Origin of the sequence: Streptomyces sp. NPDC051738, from assembly GCF_044453205.1 — a bacterium.
In the GTDB taxonomy this organism is placed as follows: Bacteria; Actinomycetota; Actinomycetes; order Streptomycetales; family Streptomycetaceae; genus Streptomyces.
On sequence record NZ_JBITCM010000027.1, the window covers coordinates 37547 to 52722 of the forward strand.

At 70.8% G+C, this 15176-nt stretch carries 13 protein-coding genes; 4 read left to right on the plus strand and 9 right to left on the minus strand.

What is annotated here, in order from left to right:
* Positions 1–25: 25 nt before the first annotated feature.
* Positions 26–1363, plus strand: a complete 1338-nt coding sequence (dacB, locus tag ACIA8X_RS41265) for a D-alanyl-D-alanine carboxypeptidase/D-alanyl-D-alanine-endopeptidase (protein WP_393461133.1) — start codon at positions 26–28, stop codon at positions 1361–1363.
* A 79-nt stretch (positions 1364–1442) separates the two neighbouring features.
* Here dacB and ACIA8X_RS41270 read toward each other — a convergent pair whose 3' ends face one another.
* Complete coding sequence (locus tag ACIA8X_RS41270; RefSeq protein ID WP_393461131.1) at positions 1443–2735, minus strand: MFS transporter; 1293 nt, start codon at positions 2733–2735, stop codon at positions 1443–1445.
* Between the two features lie 148 nt (positions 2736–2883).
* Between ACIA8X_RS41270 and ACIA8X_RS41275 the strand changes: the two genes are divergently transcribed.
* Entirely contained in the window at positions 2884–3429 is a 546-nt protein-coding gene (locus tag ACIA8X_RS41275; protein WP_393461129.1) for a CGNR zinc finger domain-containing protein, read from the plus strand.
* Positions 3430–3458: 29 nt separating this feature from the next.
* Here the strand turns inward: ACIA8X_RS41275 and ACIA8X_RS41280 are convergent, their stop codons facing one another.
* The gene (locus ACIA8X_RS41280) at positions 3459–3734 is read right to left on the minus strand and encodes a LuxR C-terminal-related transcriptional regulator (RefSeq protein ID WP_399460497.1); all 276 of its coding nucleotides are present in this window, start codon (positions 3732–3734) and stop codon (positions 3459–3461) included.
* A gap of 151 nt (positions 3735–3885) precedes the next feature.
* Positions 3886–4734, minus strand: coding sequence for a helix-turn-helix domain-containing protein (locus ACIA8X_RS41285; protein WP_393461127.1), 849 nt, complete (start codon positions 4732–4734; stop codon positions 3886–3888).
* Between the two features lie 151 nt (positions 4735–4885).
* Between ACIA8X_RS41285 and ACIA8X_RS41290 the strand changes: the two genes are divergently transcribed.
* Both ACIA8X_RS41290 and ACIA8X_RS41295 read left to right on the plus strand, forming a co-directional pair.
* A complete protein-coding gene (locus tag ACIA8X_RS41290) occupies positions 4886–5491 on the plus strand; it encodes an NADPH-dependent FMN reductase (RefSeq protein ID WP_393461125.1) in 606 nt (201 codons plus the stop codon).
* Positions 5492–5617: 126 nt separating this feature from the next.
* Positions 5618–6304: a gamma-glutamyl-gamma-aminobutyrate hydrolase family protein gene (locus ACIA8X_RS41295; protein ID WP_393461123.1), complete on the plus strand. Its 687-nt coding sequence runs from the start codon at positions 5618–5620 to the stop codon at positions 6302–6304.
* A 120-nt stretch (positions 6305–6424) separates the two neighbouring features.
* On the opposite strand, the gene ACIA8X_RS41300 is transcribed toward ACIA8X_RS41295, so the two are convergent.
* The 6 genes from ACIA8X_RS41300 to ACIA8X_RS41325 all read right to left on the minus strand — a co-directional run bounded on the left by ACIA8X_RS41300 (position 6425) and on the right by ACIA8X_RS41325 (position 15032).
* Complete coding sequence (locus ACIA8X_RS41300; protein ID WP_393461121.1) at positions 6425–7783, minus strand: MDR family MFS transporter; 1359 nt, start codon at positions 7781–7783, stop codon at positions 6425–6427.
* Positions 7784–7786: 3 nt separating this feature from the next.
* A complete protein-coding gene (locus ACIA8X_RS41305) occupies positions 7787–9010 on the minus strand; it encodes an ATP-grasp domain-containing protein (RefSeq protein ID WP_393461119.1) in 1224 nt (407 codons plus the stop codon).
* Between the two features lie 47 nt (positions 9011–9057).
* Positions 9058–9984 carry a diiron oxygenase gene (locus ACIA8X_RS41310; RefSeq protein ID WP_393461117.1) on the minus strand — a complete coding sequence of 309 codons (927 nt, stop codon included), beginning with the start codon at positions 9982–9984 and terminating at the stop codon, positions 9058–9060.
* 96 nt (positions 9985–10080) lie between these two features.
* Positions 10081–11823, minus strand: coding sequence for a carbamoyltransferase (locus tag ACIA8X_RS41315; RefSeq protein WP_399460463.1), 1743 nt, complete (start codon positions 11821–11823; stop codon positions 10081–10083).
* A 91-nt stretch (positions 11824–11914) separates the two neighbouring features.
* Entirely contained in the window at positions 11915–13627 is a 1713-nt protein-coding gene (locus tag ACIA8X_RS41320; protein ID WP_393461113.1) for a carbamoyltransferase N-terminal domain-containing protein, read from the minus strand.
* 1 nt (position 13628) lies between these two features.
* Complete coding sequence (locus ACIA8X_RS41325; RefSeq protein ID WP_399460464.1) at positions 13629–15032, minus strand: acetyl-CoA carboxylase biotin carboxylase subunit family protein; 1404 nt, start codon at positions 15030–15032, stop codon at positions 13629–13631.
* Positions 15033–15176: the final 144 nt, after the last annotated feature.

Genomic DNA, 15176 nt, shown 5'->3' on the forward strand with positions numbered 1-15176 from the left:
CTCCCCTTCGCGCGATCGAGGCCCCATGCCCAGCTCCCCCCTTGCCGCCCGCGCGGGCGGTCGTCACCGTAGGCCCAGACATGCGAACCCGTCGCTCCGCAGAGCGGCCGTGATCGCGGTGGCGGCCCCGGTCGCCGGGACGATCCTGGCCGGTCCGTCCGCCTTCGCCGCCGACAACGCGGCCGCCTCCCAGACCGGCGCCGAGCGGCTCGACGCCGCCGAGCAGAAGGTCGCGGACAACCTGGGCCCGCGCAGTCAGGACAAGCGCCTCGGTGGCACGCTCAGCGGCGTCGTCATCGACGCGAAGTCCGACAAGGTCATCTGGGGCCACAACGCGACGACCGCGCTGATGCCCGCGTCCAACACCAAGCTCGCCACCGCCACCGCAGCGCTGACGGTCCTCGGCCCCCACCACCGCTTCACCACGAGGGTCGTCTACGGCGACGGCACGCTCACCCTCGTCGGTGGCGGCGACCGCACCCTGACCACCGACGACCTCGACGCGCTCGCCAAAACCGCCGTCGCGGGACTGAGGCACGCGGGCCTCACCTCGGTGAAGGTCCGGGTCGACGACACCCTCTTCCCCGAGCCCACCCTCGCCACCGGCTGGAACGCCGACTACTACCCGGACTCCATCGCGCCGATGCGCTCACTGGTCGTGGACAGCCACAACGTCACGGACACCGCCCTTGACGCGGGCGGCGTCTTCGCGGGGCTCCTCGCCAAGCGGGGCGTCACCGTCACCGGCGAGGTCACCCACGGCGCGGCCGGAACCCGGGACGTCCCGGTCGCCCGCCACACCTCCGACAAGTTGTCCAAGATCGTGAAGCACATGCTCAAGGTGAGCGACAACGACATCGCCGAGACGCTGCTGCGCATGACCGCGCTCGGCGCCGGCCGCCCGGCCACCTTCGAGGACGGGACGGAGGTCGTACGCGAGATCCTCAGCTACTACGGCATCTCGCTCGACAACTTCGAGATCCACGACGGCAGCGGACTGTCCCGCGCCACCCGTATCCCGGCCCGGACCATGGCCGACATCCTCGACCTGGCCGCCGACCCGCGTCACCGCCACACCCTGAAGTACATCGTGGACGGCCTGCCCGTATCGGGCGAGGCGGGCGCCACCCTGGGCCCCGAGTTCGGCCGCTTCGACACCCCCGACTCGCAGTGCGCCGTCGGACAGGTCAAGGGCAAGACCGGCACCCTCACCGGAGCCGTCGCACTGAGCGGCCTGACGAAGGCCCAGGACGGCCGCTGGAAGGTCTTCTCCTTCATCGACAACGGCCCCACAGCCGGCACCGCCGACAGCAAGGACGCCCTCGACGGCCTCGCCGCAACGGTCAACGGGTGCTGGGCGTGACACCGCGGCTCCTCGTCGGTCGTACACCCCGGTGGGGGTGGCCACTGCCGAACTTTCTGTTCCAGCCGGCCGCGGCGGCCTACGGCGCGCGAACCGCGTCGGCCTCCGCGAGCGCGCCGGGGGTCACCGTGCGCAGGAAGGGAACGGTGATCAGGACGGTCGCCACGGCGAACACGGCGAACGCGGCGCGCATGCCGAACCACTCGGCCAGCACGCCCACGAGGCCCGCGCCGAGCGGCATGGCGCCCCAGCTGAAGAGCCGTGCCGCGGCGTTGTAGCGGCCGAACATCGCGTCCGGGACGAGGCGTTGGCCGATGGTGCGCGCGTTGACGGTCCACAGGATGCCTCCCATGCCGCCGAGGAAGGCGCCGCCCGCCACCACCCAGAGGTTGGTGGTGATCACCGGAGCGGCGACCATGGCGGCGGTGCCGAGGAGGTCGGCGAACATGGCCCAGCGGCGCCCGAGCAGCCGGTTGACGGTGGTGACGGTCAGCGCGCCGACCAGACCGCCGGCGCCGAGCGCGCTGAGCAGGATGCCGTACTGGCGCGCGTCGAGGTTCATCAGCGTGGTGGCGAGCAGCGGCATCAGGGCGAGCCAGGCCCCCCAGCAGGCGGAGAGCACGGACAGGGAGAGCGCCATCAGCCGCAGCAGCCGCTGCCGCCAGAGGAAGCGGAGCCCTTCGGTGATGCGCTGGTTGACGGAACCTGCCGGACGGGTGTCGTCGGACCGCGGCTTGAATCGGCCGACGAGCAGGATCAGGATCAGCGTGCCGATCAAGTAGCCCACCGCGGTCCAGCCGAGCGCCACACTGGCGCCGGCGGCCACCAGCAGCCCGCCGACGAACGGGCCGCAGAACTCGTTGCAGGCGGTCTCGGCGCCGGCCACCCAGGCGTTCGCCCGTTCCTGGCCGGCCGGGGCCACCGCGGAGGGGACGAGGGTGGCCGCGGAGGTCAGCGCGACGACCTCGGCGACGCCCAGGGCGAGGCCTCCGGCGTACAGGGCGGGCACGGTCACGTTGTCGCTCAGGGCCAGCAGGAGAAGCGCCCCGACGACGAGGAGGCGCGCGCCGTCGGCCAGCCACAGCAGCAGGCGGCGGTCGAAGCGGTCCACCAGGACGCCGACATGAAGAGCGACCAGCAGCCAGGGCAGCGTGAGGGTGAGGCCCACGCCGGCCACTTGCGCGGGGGAGTCGGTCAGGGCGGTCGCCATCAGCGGCAGGACGACCTTGGTCACGCCGTCGGCCAGGTTCGTGATCGCGGTGAAGCCCACCAGGACGGCGGTGTTGCGGCTGCTGTGATCGCGAGGCGCCGCCTTCCCGGGCGTCGGCCCGGCCTCCGTTCCGTGCACCGACTGGTCCGTCACGACGTCCATGAATAACCGCCTAAAGTCTTTTGGTGGTCAGTATGGCAGCGGTATCGTGTGGGTGCAGCGTCATTCGGCCATCGGGCCATCACGACATCTGATGGCCTCATCGGACCTCCCGTCAGCTCTCCACAGCGAGCAGGAAGGCGGCACGACCGTGCTCCAACCCTCCCCGGCCGCCGGGCTGGTCGAGGCCTTCACCAACACCGTCGACCTGGAGAGCGGTGACGACGACGTCGCGACCCCCGACGCACTGGCGCGCTGGCTGACCGGCCGGCGCCTGGCGGAGTCGGCCCTGCGGCTGACCGCCGCCGACCACCAGGCATTCCTCGACCTGCGGGCCGGTATCCGCGAGGCCCTGGACACCGACGACCCCGTGGCACCGGATCGGCTCGCGGTCGCCGACGCGGTGCTGTCCCAAGTCCCGGTCCTGGTCCGCCTGAGCGAGCCGCACGCGCTTCTGGTTCCGGCTCCGGGCGGCCCGCCCGCACGGTCGGCCCTCGCCCGGCTCGCCGCCGCGTGGGCCGAGGTCGTGCTCTCCGGCCAGGTCCACCGGCTCAAGCGGTGCGCGGAGCACACCTGCGGCTGGGTCTTCTGGGACTCCTCGAAGAACCACAGCCGCCGCTGGTGCTCGATGCGGGTGTGCGGCAACCGCACGAAGGCACGGCGCTACGCCTCTCGGCAGCGTGACCTCACCGAGTGACACCCTGCGCGCCCCGGGCAGTTGCAGTTCTACGGGGTGGGTGCCTGATGCGCCGCCCACCAGGCGGCGATCTGCGCACGGCCGGAGAAGCCGAGCTTGGTCAGGATGTGGTCGACATGCCCGTCGACGGTGCGCGGCGAGAGCACGAGTTCGGCGGCGATGCGCCGGTTGGTCATGCCGCGGGCGACCAGCGCGGCGACCTGCTGCTCCCGGCGGGTCAGCGGGCTCGCAGCCGCTGGTGGAGCGGCCGCCTCGGGGCCGGCGCCCGTGCCGGGGGCGGTCTCGGGTTCCAGGGCACAGGCGATGGCCTGGGCGGGTCCAAAGACCGCCGACCCTCTGTTCCGGACCGGTCAACGGGCGGCGGAATACGGCTCGTCGACGCGCGTGTCCGTGAGACGGCTCGTTCCCGCGGGTGTCCGCGAGACGGCCCGTTGACGCAGGTGACGAGGGTGTCGCTCAGACCGCCCGCAGGGCGCCGGGGCGGCGGCCCGTGAGGCGGTCGAGTGCGGCCGCGCTCGCGTCGTCGGCCGGCAGGTGGACGACGAGCTGCTGGTCGTCGTCGGCGGTCAGGTCGAGCGTTTCGTACGCCAGCCGTACCTCCCCCACCTGCGGGTGGACCATGCGCACCACCCCGTTGGCCCGCGGCAGCCCCGGCAGCGTCCGCAGCCGGCCGGCGAACGGTTCCCCGGAGGACACCGTCAACTCGTCCATCAGTGTGCCGACATGGACGTCGGTCTGTCCCGGCCCCTGTTTGAGGGCCGCGACCTGCTCGTCGGCGACCGTGTCCCACTCCGGGTAGACCGTGCGCGCCCGCGGGTCGGTGAAGACGAAGCGGGCGAGGCTGGGCCGGACGCCGTCCAGCAGGCCGAGCGGTTCGGCCAGCCGCCGGTATCCGTCCGTGCAGGCCAGGATCTCGCTCAGCCGGTTCACCAGCACGGCGGGCGCCGGTTCCAGCCGCTCCAGCAGCGCCCGCACCGTGGGCCTGACCGCCCTGTTCGGTCCCTCCCCGCCCCGGCAGCTGAAGCCGGGGTCGGCACCCTTGGCGAGCCGGTGCAGATGGACCCGCTCACCGGGGGTGAGCAGCAACGCGTCCGCCAGGGCCGCCAGCACCTGCACCGAGGGCCTGCGGTCCCGCCCCTGCTCCAGCCTGGTGACGTACTCGACGCTCACCCCGGCGAGCGTGGCCAGTTCCGCGCGGCGCAGTCCCGGCGTACGGCGGCGCGGCCCGACGGGCAGTCCCACCTCGGCCGGAGTGACGGCTTCCCGGCGCAGCCGCAGGAAGAGGCCGAGCTCGTTGTCGCTCATCTCCCGAACGTAACACCGGCCGCTGCGGCCGATCGTGGCCCTGTCGCTACCACCCTCCGCCCGGCCTCCCTCGTCCGCCACCCGTCCGGCACGGTGGAGCGCACGCCCCGGCCCGGGGCAGCATCGGCCCTTCCGTAGGAGAAGCACAACCATGTCCCACGCACGACTGAATCTCGCGGTGATCGTCGGCAGTGTCCGGGAGGGCCGCTTCGGCCCGGTGGTGGCCGACTGGTTCGTCGAACAGGCCAAGCGCCACGACGAGTTCACGATCAACCTCATCGATCTGGCGGACGTCGACCTCCCGCTCGCGCTGCCGCCCACACCGCCGGCCCTGCAGCCCGACCTGCCGCGCCCCGAGGGCATGGCCGAACTGACCCGGCGGCTCGACGCCGCCGACGCGGTCGTCATCGTGACGCCGGACTACAACCGCAGCTTCCCGGCGTCCCTCAAGGCCGCCATCGACTGGCACTACACCCAGTGGAAGGCCAAGCCGATCGGCTTCGTCGGCTACAGCGGCCTCAGCGGCGGTCTGCTGGCGATCGAGCAACTGCGCCAGGTCTTCAACGAGTTGCACGCCCACACCGTGCGCGACTACGTCGCCTTCCCCAGCTACTACCGTCTCTTCTCCCCCGACGGCACGCTCAGGGACCCGCAGGGCCCCGAGGACGCCGCCAGGGCCATGCTCGATCAGCTGCTCTGGTGGGGCTCGGTCCTCCACGACGCCCGCCGCGACCGCCCGCAGATCGCGAACCGGTAGCCGTCTGCGCCGGCCGCATGGCACCTAGGCGCGTCGCGATCTTTCTCGCGGATGTCAGGGCGGTGCCCGCGAAGACCGCGATATATGTGGTGGCGATCGCACGTTCCGGCGAAGACGGGGAGCCCCATGAACAACCGGCCACTCATCGGTGTCACCACATACCTTGAGCAGAAGGTGAGTTGGGGCGTGTGGGAGCTGCCGGCGGCGCTCCTGCCCGCCAGATACCCGTGGCTGATCCAGGCGGCGGGCGGGCTCGCGGTGATGCTCCCGCCGGACGACCCCGCCCACGCCGCGTCGGCCGTCGGCCGGCTCGACGGGCTCGTCATCGCGGGCGGCCCGGATGTCGAACCCGAGCGGTACGGCGCGGAGCGCGAGGAGCACACGGGCCCGCCCGCGCGGGAGCGCGATGCATGGGAACTCGCCCTGATCGAGGCGGCTTTGGCGTCGGGCACGCCGCTCCTCGGGATCTGCCGGGGCATGGAGCTCATCAACGTCGCCCGGGGCGGGACGCTGACGCAGCACCTGGAGGGGCACGTCGAGCAGATCGGTTGCTTCGGCACTCATCCGGTGAAGCCGGTTCCGGGCTCCCTGTACGGGGAGTTGGTACCGGAGGAGACGGAGGTGTCGATGTATCACCACCAGGCGGTGGACCGCCTCGGCCAGGGACTTGTGGCGTCCGCGTACGCCGGCGACGGCACCGTGGAGGCGGTGGAGCTGCCCTCCGCCTCCGGGTGGCTCCTCGGGGTGCAGTGGCATCCCGAGATGGGGCAGGACCTGCGGGTGATGCGGGGGCTCGTGGAGGCCGCGCGGTGAAGCGGGCGCCGGTCAAGTCCGCGCGGTGAAGCGGGGGCCGGCCGAGTCCGCGCGGTGAGACCGGCATCGGCGCTGACCCCGGCCCTCGGCCCCCGGCCCCCGACCCCCGTCAACGTCCCGTCATCTGGCGGCAGTCGTATCCGCTTCCTTGAGATCCCCGGGCGCCGCGGCGGACAAGCGCGCGGGCCCCGGCACCGCCCCGGCCCACATGCCCGCGAAGGCGATCAGGCCGAGGGCCGCGCACATGACCCACACCGCCGTGCTGCTGTACTGGAACAGGGTCGTCCCCACACTCGGGCCGACCGCGTAGCCGGCGGTCTGCGCGGTGGTCAGGGCTCCGATGTAGCGGCTGCGCAGCTGTTCCCTCGGTGCGGCCAGTGCGGGATAGGCGACGATCGAGGGCGCGCTGATGATCTCGCCGAGGGTCCACACGACGGTGCCCGTGAAGAAGATCCAGATCCCGGCGCCTATGCCGAACAGCGAGAGGCCGCCGCCGATCAGCAGACTGCCGAAGGCGATCATGGTGTGCATCGGCAGCTTCTGGGTGAACCGGGTCAACGGCAGCTCGAAGATGATGACCAGGGCGCCGTTGAGGGCGAGGACCGTGCCGTAGAGGGCCGTGGAGAGGCCGCGTTCCTTGATCTCCAGCGGCAGCACTGCCTGGTACTGGGCCTCGGTGAAGGCGGTGAGGAACATCGCGACGATCACGAGGAGGAACTTGCGGTCCCGCAGGACTTCCAGATACCCCCCGCCGCTCTTCCCGTCCTCCTTGGACTTCCCTCGCTGCCCTTCCTTCCCGGACGCTCCCGCCTCTGTCTCTCCCCGCCCCGTGTCCGGAAGCGCGACGAGCGCGACGAGCGCGAAGCCCAGGTTCGTGGCCGCGTTCACCAGGAACAGACCGGTGTACGAGTATCCGGACAGCCACACGCCGAGCAGCGGACCGGCCGACGCGCCGACGTTCAGGCCGAGGCGCGTGGCCGCGGACGCCATGACGAGCCGCTTGGGCGGCGTCAGCTCCGCGAGCAGGGTGGCGGCGGCGGGCCGGTAGACCTGGGTGAACGTGCCCGCCGCGAGGCTGATCACCAGGAGGGGAACGTACTGGTCCACGAAGCCGAGGCCCGCCGTGGCCACGCCGGCGAGCAGCGTGGACCCGACGATCGCCCGACGCGGGCCGAACCGGCCCGTGACGGTGCCGCCGAGGAAGCTGCCGGCGATCGTGCCGACGCCGAACGCGGTCAGCACGAGACCGGCCCGCGAGGGGCTGTAGCCGATGTCCGTGAGGTAGAGCACCAGGAACAGCGCGACGAAGCTGCCCATGCGGTTGAGTGCGATGCCGAACAGCAGGACCCTTACGGGGTTGGGCAGTTCACGCAGCGTCCGCAGCACACCCGCGTGCTCGTCCTGCTGCGCCGCAGAGTCCTCTTGTTCCGGTTGTTCCGGTTGTTCCGGGGAGCCCGTCCCGGGCCGTACGTCGGACACGGGTCAGCACTCGCCTTCGAAGACGACCTGCGCCTCGGCCCGGTCCAGGACCGCCTCGCACTCCTGCGGGGAGCCGGCCCGTGCGATGAGGTACCCGTAGCGGGCGATGTAGCCCTCGGGCGGCATGAGCAGGCGCGTGCCGGGCTCGACGAGCGGCACCGACTCGTACAGGCCCGCGTCGGGGTCTGCGGCGGGCAGCACGAGGCGGCGCACCGTGCAGCTCGCGGGCGGGCAGAGGAAGCGGATGGCGACCGTCGCGTTCTGGCTGCGGTCGAGGCGGGGACGGACACCCAGGGTCACGTCGGCCTGCACCTCGCCGGAGTCGATGCCGTTCGCGATCCGTCCCAGATACGGAATGAGGTCGCCCCCGAGACGACCGTTCACCTCGACGATCACGGGTCCGGCGGGGGTGAGTTTCACCTCCGTGTGGGTCATGCCGTGGGACCAGCCGAGGGCCCGGTGGGCGTCGCCGACCATCTTCCACAGGTCCTCGTCGGCGAACAGCGGGTCGTCGGCGATGACGGTGTGACCGGTCTCCTCGAAGTAGGGCTCGCCGCCCAGTTGCTTGTGTCCGATCAGGTAGGGGACGTACTCGCCGTCGAATACGGCCGCGTCGACGCTGATCTCGGGGCCCGTCAGGAACTCCTCGATCAGCACCTCCGCATGATGGGCCATCCCCGCCTGGGTCGCCGAGCCGGCGATCTTCAGGGCCTCGGCCAGCTCCTCGCGGGCGGAGACCTTGACCACCCCCTGACTCGCGCCCAGGCCGCGCGGCTTGACCACCAGGGGAAAGCCGATCCGGGCGGCGGCCTTCTCGGCCTCCTCCTCGGTCGTGACCAGGGCGACCGCGGGCTGGCGGATGCCGGCCCGCGTGAGGATGTCCCGGGTCACGCTCTTGTCCCGCACAGCGGCCACCGCCTCCGGGGTGGGCCCCGGCACCCCGAGTTCGGCGGCGACGTGGGCGGCGGCGAGGATGCCGGCCTCGTGATAGCAGTAGACGCCGCGTACGGGCATGCGCGCGGCCAGTTCCCGGGCCGCGGGCACCGACGCCGCCGGGTCGAAGACGTCGAGGACCGTCGATCCGACGATGTACGGGGTCTGCCAGGTGGGGGCCTCCGGGTCGAACAGCCAGACCTTGCCCCGCTGTGCGGCCGAGGCGAGGAGGTACTCGCGGAACTGCTGGTGTCCGCTCCCGAGGACGAGCAGCACACCGTCTGTGTCAGTCATGTCTTCTCTCTCTGTGTACCGGCGTGGGGACCGGTTCCTGGCCCGCCTCAGGCGGTGAGCAGTCCCTTGTTGTAGAAGCGCTCGCGCGCGCCGGGGAGGTCGAGCACGCCGACCTCCTCGAAGAGGCGGATGGTCTTGGCGGCCGAATGGCGGATGCCCGCGAGGACGGGCTTGGGCGCGAAGGACTCGGCGACGATCTCCCGGGCCTTGCCCGCGTCGAACCCGGAGGCGAGCAGCGCCGCGTGGGCGGGACGGGTCGCGGGCTGCAGGGACCGGATGATCAGATCGGGCAGGTACTCGGCCACCCATTTCCGTGTAGGGGTGTCCAGTTGGCCCCACAGGTGCTTGAAGAAGGCCGAGAAGAAGGCGTGGTGGCGTCCCTCGTCGATCGCGTGGTCGCGCACGGTCTCACGCACCAGCTCGACGACACCCTCGTCCTTGGGGATGTCGGACAGGATCGAGGTGACCAGGGTCTCGAAGACGACGACCTGGAGCAGTTGCACGAGCAGCCGGTGGTCGGGCATGTCGGCGCCGACCGCGTCGAGGCCCTTGATGAACGGGCCGAAGTCGTACTCCAGGGCCTTGATGCCGGAGCGGTTCTCCAACTGGCTCTGGACGTCGAGGCTGTACAGCGAGTGGTAGCCCTCGTCCACGACGATCCGGTACGCGTCCATGCGCGAGGCGTCGGTGAGCGACAGACCGGTGCTGCCGTCGGCTATCAGCTGGGTCGCGCGGCAGACCACGGCGACCTCGAAGTGCATGGTGAAGCGCAGCCACTGGTAGCAGTGCTGCGCGATCAGATAGCGGCGCAGGAGGTGGTCGTCGGGGTCCACGTGGGGGTGAGCGAGGTGCGGTACGAGTTCCTCGGGGAAGAACCTCTTGTGGATGTCGTCCTCGATGTCGAGGAGCCGTCTCGGATCGGCCCGGACGCCTGCGCGTTCGTACCAGTTGCGGAAGGCGCTCACTTCGGGCATCGGCGCGTGTGACGGGAACATGGTGCCTCTCGGACGTGGGGTGGACGTGCGTGGCCCGAGGGCGGCCGCCGGGCGCGGCGGCCGCCCTCGGAACCGTCAGCGCTGAGCGAGCGGGGTCTCGCGCGGGTGCCCCGCGGGCAGCGAGCGGCCGGTCTTGGTGACCAGCAGACCGTCCAGGTAGAGGTAGTCGAGTTCCGTCCGGTGGAAGGTGCGCAGGGCGTCCTCCGGCGTCTCGACGATCGGTTCGCCGTTGTCGTTGTACGAGGTGTTGAGCAGCATCGGCACGCCGGTCCGCTCACGGAAGGCGCTGATCAGGGCGTGGTACGCGGGGTCGATGTCCGCGTGCACGGTCTGCACCCGAGCGGTGCCGTCGACGTGCGTGATCGCCGGGACCTCGGCGCGCCGCTCCTCGCGCACCTCCGGCACGAGCAGCATGAACGGGCTCTCCCCGGTGAACTCGAACCAGTCCGAGACGTGTTCGGCGAGGACCGAGGGGGCGTACGGGCGGAAGACCTCGCGGTGCTTGATCGTGGTGTTGAGGTAGTCGCGGGTCTCGGGGTGGCGCGGGTCGGCGAGCATGCTGCGGTGGCCGAGCGCGCGGGGGCCCATCTCGGAGGCGCCCTGGAACCAGCCCACGAAGTGGTGCCCGGCGATCAGTTCGGCAACCTCGTCGACTGTCGCCTCGCGCCATTCGAGGGTGCCCTCGTAGCGGGCGAGCGCCTGCTCGGCGCGTTCACGCGTGTACGTGCGGCCGGTCGCCGCCGAGCGCATACGGAACCGCTGCTTCCCGCCGAGCATCTCGTGCCAGCCGTAGAGGGCGGCGCCGATGGCCACGCCGGAGTCGCCGGCGGGAGCGGGAATGTAGACGTCGTCGAAGGGACCCTCGGCGCGCACGCGCTGGTTGGCGACCGAGTTCAGGGTGACACCGCCGGCCAGGCAGAGGTTGCGCTTGCCGGTCAACTCGTGGGTGTGGCGCGCCAGATGCAGGACGGCGCGCTCCAGCTCGTCCTGGACCTTGTAGGCCACGTCCTTGGCGAACTGGTGGTTCCAGGAGCCGCGTGCGGACGGCTCGTAGTCGGCTCCCTCGGCCGCCAGGAGCTCCTTCCAGATCTGCTCCAGGTCCGCCTGGGAGACCTTGATGTCGAAGCCGTCGAGGACCAGCCAGTCGCCCCACTCCGGGCGGGGGCGGCCGTAGGGGGCGAGGCCCATGGTCTTGCCCGCCTCCGGGTAGCCGCCGCACTCGAAGACGCCGAAGTCCGGGGTGCCGTAGCGGGTCAGGAAGTTCATCTTCGCGGTGAAGAAGTCGTAGAACAGGCCGAGGCTCATGTCCGTGTAGTCCGCCGGGTACGACGTGGCGGCCACGGAGCGCAGCGCGGTGCCCTCGCCGACGAAGGCGGTGTGCTTCTCGATGATGCCGTCGGCGCTGCGGCTGCCGGCCTGGTCGATGATGAGGACGGCCGCGTCGTCGAAGGGCGAGGTGTAGTAGGTGGCCGACGCGTGCCCGAGGTGGTGCGAGGGGAAGGGCAGGGCGTGGACCTTGCTCTTGTCCTTGATGGGCAGTTCGCGCAGGATGCGCCATACGGCGCCGTCGCCCAGCGGGCGGTTGCCGAGAACCAGGTCGACGTCGTCGATGCCGATGCCCGCTGCGTCGAGGCAGTAGGCGATCGCCTTCATGGGGATGGTCTTCGTCAGGCGTTCGAAGTGGCCCTGTATGAGGAACCCTTCGGAGTGCTTGATCCGGTCCAGGCGTTCTTCTTCGATGGCGACCACGAGCTCACCGTCCTTGACGATGGCGGCGGAGCGGTCGTGGCTGAGGTTGATTCCGAGGACGTAGCTCATCTGATCCTTTGGTCCTTGCTTCCGTGCAGGAATGGTCTGGGCACGCGGCTGTGCCGTGGTGCCGTCGTGCCGTGGTGCCGCTGCGGGCTCGTCAGGCTGAGGGGACCTTGCGGTAGAGCGTGTTCTCGCTCCACACCATGTCCACGCGCCCCCACGCGAGGGCCGAGGCCACGTCGGGGAAGAAGCCGCTGCCGTTGAGGTTCGCGCTGGTGTTGCACAGGACCGGGATGCCACTGAGGTCGTGGTAGGCGACGAGGATGCGCCGCAGCGTCTCGTCGTCGTCCGTGCCCACGGTCTGCAGGCGCGCGGTGTCGTCCAGGTGGAGGATCGCCGGGACGCGGTCGCGCCACTCGGGGCGGACCACGTGGTCGAACAGCATGTGCGGGTCCGGGGTGCCGGGGGAGAAGATCGCGGGAGCGTGCTCCTCCAGGCATATCGGGGCGACCGGCCGATACGGCTCGCGCTTCTTCACGTCGTTGAGGACGGTCTTCATCCGCGGCTCCACCGCCGCGGCGAGAATGCTGCGTCCACCGAGTGCCCGGGGGCCGAGCTCGGCGCGGCCGTCGAGGACCACCACGGGCTCACCGGTCTCGTGCAGCAGGGCGGCGAGCTCCTCCGGCGAGCAGGGCGTGGTCCGCCAGCCCTCCGGTACCTCGGCAGTGGGCTTCAGGGCCGGACCGAGGCGGGGGTTCCAGCCGATGGCGACCGGGCGGCCCGTCTCAGCGACGAGCCCGAGGGCGGCCGCGCCGATGGCGGACCCCGAGTCGTTCGGGAACGGCGGGACCCATACGTCGGTGAAGACGTCCTGGCGTCGGATGGCGCTGTTCCACTTGATGTTCAGCGCGCAGCCGCCGACGAAGCACAGATTCCAGGGGCCGTCGCCCTTCCACTCCTTCACCTTGGCCACGAGACGCTCGATGAGCAGGTCCTCCAGGAACTGGTGGACGCCGGCGAGGACGTCCTCGTCGGAGAACCCGGCCCCGGCGAGCCGCTCCTGCACCTCGTTGAAGTAGGCGTGCACGAAGGACATCGACGGCTCGGACGTGCTGCCGAACCCGCCGACCTTCGACCGGAACTCGGACGCCTTGTCCGACGCGCCCTCGAAGTGCTCGTCGAACGTCGCCCGCAGAACGTCGAGGATCCCCTGCTGGGGCTTGCCGAGGGCGATGTAGGCCATCAGCTTGCCCGCGACCGACAGGTCGTCGACCGTACGCGCCTCGTTCGCGCGGCGGAACGGCCCGAAGTGGTGGGCCGCCGTGGCGTAGGTGTGGCCGATCAGCGGGAAGAGCTCGCCGCCGTTCTCGACGCCGGTTTCGGGGTCGACCCAGTACAGGCGGGGGAAGAGGCCGCCGTCCCAGACGAGGACGAGCGAGGGCTCGCCGCGCTGCGCGAACTCGCTGGTGCAGTAGGCGCTCGCGATGTGCCCCGCGATGTGCACGTAGCTGCTGTACGGTACGGCCGCCCCGGCCAGCGGGAACGTGCCCTCGCGGCCCGGCCGGAACACGTCGGGGACCGCGTCGGTCTCCCGGTAGGGCGCCAGGTTCAGGGTGACGGGCTTGCCCTGGTCGGCGAGGTTCGCGTAGCCGGTGTGCCTGCCGTCCCAGCCGTCGATGACCCAGCGGTCGACGTCGGAGGCCTGATAGCCGAACTCCCTGAGCAGCGTGGTGATGATCGAGCTGCTCTCCACCTGGCTGTAGCGAGGGTTGTTGGCGAGCTTCTCCACCTCGACACTGAAGACGAGCTGTCCGTCCTCTATGAGGGCGACCGCACCGTCGTGGGTCAGTTTGAGCCCACAGATGATCAATTCAGTGGCCTTCCGTCTGGGCGTTCTTCTCACGCCAGCCCTTGGACAGGGCGGCTTCGAGGTTGTTGAGCACGGAGTGGGAGTCGCGGACCAGGGTCTCCGCGCTGGTGGTGCGCAGGAAGAAGATGCCGCCGTAGCCGAGGGCTCCGCTGGACAAGTCGTAGCGCGGCATCGCGGTGCCCTTGGTGATGCTGAGCCCCGGAACGGCCTCGATCCGGCTGCCCGGGCTGAGGATGCCGGACCAGTCCACGAGGTCCTCGTCCCACGTCAGTTCCTCGGCCCACGGGTTGCCCTCGTCGTCCGTCGCGATGAGCGAGAGGGAACCGGCCGCGCCCTTGGCGTCCTCGTCGGTGAGCATCCGCTCGGGGAACGTGACCGGCAGCCCCAGGAGGCAGTCGATGAGCATGCCGACCGGTTCGTAGCCGAAGACGTGCTCGATCTCGGGGGCGACCATGACGCCACCGAGCCGCGCCGCCGACTCCAGCACGGACAGGCCGCCGTCATCCATGAGCTTGATCTCGGTGTGCGTGCCGCACGTCTCCAGGCCCAGCGCGTCGACGGCGGCGCGGGCCACCGATTCGACCTTGCGCTGCAGGTCCTGCGGCAGGGCGCACGGGGCGAGGTTGCTGAGCTCGGTGAAGGGCGGGATGGTCGGGATGCGCGACGTGATGCACAGCGGGTGGTACACGCCGTCGGCGACGATGCCTTCGACGCTGAGGTAGTCGCCGTAACCGCTGTCGGCGTCCCACCAGCTCCGGATGGAGCCGGGGATGATCTCCTCGACGAGGAAGTCGTGTTCGGCGCCCACCTGTTGGAGCTCCATGAAGCCGGTCGCGTGGGCGTCCGCCACCGTCGCGGTCGTCTCGGCCCACGCCTCGGCGATCCGCTCGGGAGAGTCGATGACGAGCTGGCCGACGGCGCCGGCGCCCCAAGCGGACTTGAGCAGCAGCGGAGGGGTCAACTCCGCGTAGGCCGACTTCAGTTCGTCCTCGGAGGTGACGCGACGGAAGCGGGGGCTGGGCACGCCTTGCTGCTCCCAGATCTCCCGCATGAGGCGCTTGTCCCGGGACTGGGCCGTCTTCGGCCCCGCGCCGCGCAGACCGAGCCGCTCGGCCGCCTCGGCCACGGCGAGGACGGCGAACTCGGACAGCGTGAACACCGCGTCCGCGCCGACCCGTTGGGCCTCCTCGACGATCAGGCCGACCAGGGCGTCGCCTTCGACACGCTCGTCCCACGCCGGAATGACGGCGCTGACGTGCGGACGCCAGGCGTCCTCCGTGTGCGACGGCATCTGCTGCAGTGCCAGGACGTGCACCTGCGCGCGCTCCGCGATCTTCGGGATCGCGTATTCGAGCGGTGCGCCGCCGCGGCAGTACACGAGGAGAACTTGGTGATAGGGATCCATGACGGAGCTACTCCTTGCGGTCGAAATGAACGAAGGCATCCATGTGGGATGCATTCGGGCAGGGGTTGTGTACGGAGGCAGGTCAGGCCTCAGTGCCGGACGCGTGCGTGCCCGGCTGGGCGGCCCTGTCCGCAGTGGTCTGCT

Coding starts and splice junctions, on each gene's coding strand:
- ACIA8X_RS41270 (WP_393461131.1), bottom strand. CDS start 2,735: ATGGACGTCGTGACGGACCAGTCGGTGCACGGAACGGAGGCCGGGCCG.
- ACIA8X_RS41325 (WP_399460464.1), bottom strand. CDS start 15,032: ATGGATCCCTATCACCAAGTTCTCCTCGTGTACTGCCGCGGCGGCGCA.
- dacB (WP_393461133.1), top strand. CDS start 26: ATGCCCAGCTCCCCCCTTGCCGCCCGCGCGGGCGGTCGTCACCGTAGG.
- ACIA8X_RS41305 (WP_393461119.1), bottom strand. CDS start 9,010: ATGACTGACACAGACGGTGTGCTGCTCGTCCTCGGGAGCGGACACCAG.
- ACIA8X_RS41315 (WP_399460463.1), bottom strand. CDS start 11,823: ATGAGCTACGTCCTCGGAATCAACCTCAGCCACGACCGCTCCGCCGCC.
- ACIA8X_RS41295 (WP_393461123.1), top strand. CDS start 5,618: ATGAACAACCGGCCACTCATCGGTGTCACCACATACCTTGAGCAGAAG.
- ACIA8X_RS41310 (WP_393461117.1), bottom strand. CDS start 9,984: ATGCCCGAAGTGAGCGCCTTCCGCAACTGGTACGAACGCGCAGGCGTC.
- ACIA8X_RS41285 (WP_393461127.1), bottom strand. CDS start 4,734: ATGAGCGACAACGAGCTCGGCCTCTTCCTGCGGCTGCGCCGGGAAGCC.
- ACIA8X_RS41290 (WP_393461125.1), top strand. CDS start 4,886: ATGTCCCACGCACGACTGAATCTCGCGGTGATCGTCGGCAGTGTCCGG.